Raw genomic sequence first — 3,367 nt, 5'->3', positions numbered from 1 at the left:
GCTCAAGACATTGCGCGGCCTCACTCCATATGAATTCATTTGCCAGCAGTGGGAAAAAGAACCATCACGGTTCATACATAATCCGCACCATCAAACCCCGGGACTAAACATCTAGCGTCTATTAGACTGACACATAGCGGAATCGGGAAAGAAAATTCCTGATACTTTCTCATCTTCTTTGCAAGAGGAACCTACTCCTCATGGATCATGCATTATCCGCAATAAATAAAAAAGTTAAACTCGCCTTTTGGATTTTCCACAAAGAATGGCAAATAATACAGTGCCTTCTATTTAAATGGAAAATCCCGCGCGATACCAGTGCAAAAAGATTTTTTTCAAATCACAATGGAACAATTTTTCCATACATAATATTATCTGTTCTATTTAGCGGATTTATTGAATTATTCATTTACCACATGTTTGTAAAAAATCATACATTCCGTGGATGGTGGATCATAGAGGACTTAAATGTTGTTTCAATACTTTATATATTGTCGATTTTCAAAAGTTTATTCTTTTTTCGTACATCAATTACAAGAAACACTCTTAATATAAGAAATGGACTGTTTTTTAATGCATCCATCCCTCTGAACTCAATTTCCGTTTGCTCCATCATATCAGGAGCCACAAACAATGGAGAAACGAAAGTTTGGAAACTAGACCACCCAAACATAAGGATAGAAACTAATAAGTTTGATAAAAATCACAACCCAGAAGCATTTGAATTTCGGTTAGACAAACCAACAGATTTTCTTTCTTATATAGAAGAAATTAATCCGAAAATAAATGCCAAACACAAGTAAATATAATATAAACCACATGAAACATCACCACATACGTAAAATACCATTCTGCACTAAGAATTATCCATAGATCGTCACATTTGCCAAATTCAGAATGGCATCTGAAATGGAAAGTAATCAGAACGAAATTCCGCTTGGGCGCTTACTGGGGATTTATCCTTATCGTACAGGACTCTGTTGCATTCGATTTGTTTACGCTTTCTTGGCACGCATTCAATCGGTCAATGTTCGCCTGAACTACCTTGTCCTCCCAAAGAATAATCTTCCAGTTCTGCGGACGTGCATTCTTCATAAGCGCGATACCGGACTCCCAGCGATCCGTTTCCCCGACGATAAAGGAAGCAATCCCCAGATTGACACCCCACGGGATCACCCGGAACAGCGGCGCGGCAATTGCCAGCCCGCACAGAAAGGTCAGCCCAGTGGCCCCCACCGGACTTCACCCCAAGTTCCTCGCCGACTTCGGTCAGAAGGGACGCCCAAGAGGGATAGCCGGCTCCCATCGAGACGCCGGCACCGACGAACACGGCGCCACTCCCTTCGATCAAGGCCTCGGGATAGTCCTTCAGGAATCGCTTGGTCGTTGCTGCAACTGCCATCTAGCCGCCCCTCTGTGCTGGTCAGTTGCGGCCGCGGATCGCGATCGCGTCCTCGATCCACTTCTCAATGCCGCCAGAGATGGAGGCGTAGACCGCCTTACTATCGTTTCCGTTCGGCGTGATCAGCTGGACGACGTCGGATAGCTTCTTGCCGGAATTGAAGGTGATCCTTTCGAAGGGATTGGTCCCAGCGACGGATGTCTGGCTATCGCGGTCGAGCAGCTTGTTGACGCGGATGCCGACCACACCCCTCTTGTCGTTCCAGGCTTTGATGATCTCATGCCGGACCCATGGACGGCTCGCGGTTTGAGACCCGACCAGGACGACGACGCAGCTTTTGCCGTGCATGTTGTCGGCGATCCACTGCTCGATGGAGGCCTTGCCCTTGCGCTTGACCTCCTCCCAAGCGTTCGGAGTGCACAAGGACTGTCCCTCGAGCGACTGTACCGGAGCACGGTAATGAGACAGCGCGTTGCGCTGGTTGATTACGCGGCCAGATTGAGCATCATTGTGGCCTGGGAGGCAAGGGGCTGCTGATCGGCCCTGATCTGATTGGGCGTCCTGTAGCCGTGCCGCTCGCGGAGCCAGGAGGCATTGAAATGTGCGGCGAACGTGCTCAGAGCGTGCCGCAATTCCTCGACGGTGGCGAAATGCTGGATCCAGAGGAGTTGCTCCTTGAGGGTGCGGCTCGCCCGCTCAGCGACGCCGTTTCCCTCGGGCTGGCGGACGAAGGCGGGCGAGCTGGTCATGCCCCAGAAGGCGATCTCTTTCTGAAAATCGTGGGCCATGTAGTTGGAGCCGTGATCGTGGCGCAGGGTCAGTCCCGTGGCGCTTTTGGCCTCGGCGCCGCCGAAATACCTTGCCATGCCCTGGCGGAGGGGCTCCAGCGCTTCGAAACGGGTCGCGCCGGCGGCGGCGTGTGTGCCGACGAACTCGCCCGAGCAGTGATCGACGGCGATGAACACATAGGCGCGTCCCTCGCCGGTCGTCACGGTCTGGGTCATGTCCGTGCCCCAGACCTCGTCCACCCGCGCGGTGACGATTGTGCCGTCATGGGGATGGGCGTCGCGCCTGACCGGTCGATGGGGGGCTGTCAGGCCGTTCTCCCTCATGATCCGCAGGACACGGCGCGCGGCCGTGCGCGTGCCCGAAAAGCGCAGCCGCGCCCAGATCTTGCGGTAGCCTTCGCCGGTGAAGGAGGAGGCTTCGAGCACCGCGCGGATCCGCGCCAGCAGGTCGGCGTCGCTCCCCGCGCCCGCGGGGCCGCGCCGGCCGGGGGGCGCGGGCTCTTGTCCGGCCTTCGCCCGGTGCCGATACAGCGTCGTGCGCGAGGTTTTCCACAGGCGGCAGACCAGGGCCAGGCCATAAGGGCGCCGGCAGGAGGGCGAGAGGCGCCGGCTCATCTCCTCGACCTCCTCCCGGCTAAAGGGCGCCCGCCCTCCAGCCGGTCGATCTTCGCGTTCAGGAGTTCGCCCGCCATGGTGAGCTCGCCGACCTTGGCTTTCAGGAGCGCGATCTCCTCGTCGCGCGCGTCGTGCTCGCGCTCCTTGAGCGCGCCCTCAGCCGCGAGCAGGGCTCGGTCGCGCCATTCCGACAGGCGATGCGCTGGCGCCCCCATGTCGCGCGAGACGGCATCGAGGCTCTCCCCGCGCACCAGACGCTGGACCGCCTCAAGCTTCCTCTTCGCCGAGAACCGCTTGCCCGGCGGCCCGGCCTTGGCCCCGCCGCCGCCAGCGTGTGGGGCGCACGGCGGCAGGGCCAACGCCTCCGTCCCATCGCGCTTCAATTCGTTCGTCTCGTCCATCGGCTACTTCCCTTCACAAGGTTCGTAGCGCTCCACGCTGTCTCAGAAAACCGTGCTCCATCCCAATCAATAGCGGCAAGGACAAGGATGGGCGTTATCGGATGCACACCGTCTGTGGCCTGCTCATGCATTCAAGCCTTGCTGTGACCACCGAGGGATTG

3 protein-coding genes and 2 pseudogenes are annotated in these 3,367 nt (G+C 56.2%); 2 read left to right on the top strand and 3 right to left on the bottom strand.

Features of this window, described 5'->3' with window-relative positions; all coding sequences use genetic code 11:
• Together EDC31_RS17340 and EDC31_RS17335 are read left to right on the top strand one after the other, a co-directional pair.
• A pseudogene (locus tag EDC31_RS17340) lies at positions 1-115 on the top strand (IS481 family transposase); the annotation flags it as partial.
• An 85-nt stretch (positions 116-200) separates the two neighbouring features.
• The gene (locus tag EDC31_RS17335; RefSeq protein WP_132127219.1) at positions 201-803 is read left to right on the top strand and encodes a hypothetical protein; all 603 of its coding nucleotides are present in this window, start codon (positions 201-203) and stop codon (positions 801-803) included.
• Between the two features lie 142 nt (positions 804-945).
• On the opposite strand, the gene EDC31_RS17875 is transcribed toward EDC31_RS17335, so the two are convergent.
• The 3 genes and pseudogenes from EDC31_RS17875 to EDC31_RS17320 form a co-directional block, all read right to left on the bottom strand.
• Positions 946-1,236 (bottom strand): DUF6118 family protein, encoded by a 291-nt coding sequence (locus tag EDC31_RS17875; protein ID WP_052512647.1) that lies wholly within the window; start codon positions 1,234-1,236, stop codon positions 946-948.
• A gap of 187 nt (positions 1,237-1,423) precedes the next feature.
• Complete coding sequence (locus EDC31_RS17325; RefSeq protein ID WP_207912142.1) at positions 1,424-1,825, bottom strand: TIR domain-containing protein; 402 nt, start codon at positions 1,823-1,825, stop codon at positions 1,424-1,426.
• A gap of 62 nt (positions 1,826-1,887) precedes the next feature.
• Positions 1,888-3,158: pseudogene (locus tag EDC31_RS17320) on the bottom strand (IS3 family transposase).
• Positions 3,159-3,367 lie beyond the last annotated feature (209 nt).

The sequence above is a fragment of the Acidomonas methanolica genome, assembly GCF_004346035.1.
In the GTDB taxonomy this organism is placed as follows: domain Bacteria; phylum Pseudomonadota; class Alphaproteobacteria; order Acetobacterales; family Acetobacteraceae; genus Acidomonas; species Acidomonas methanolica.
This window is presented reverse-complemented; position numbering and strand designations above follow the sequence as displayed.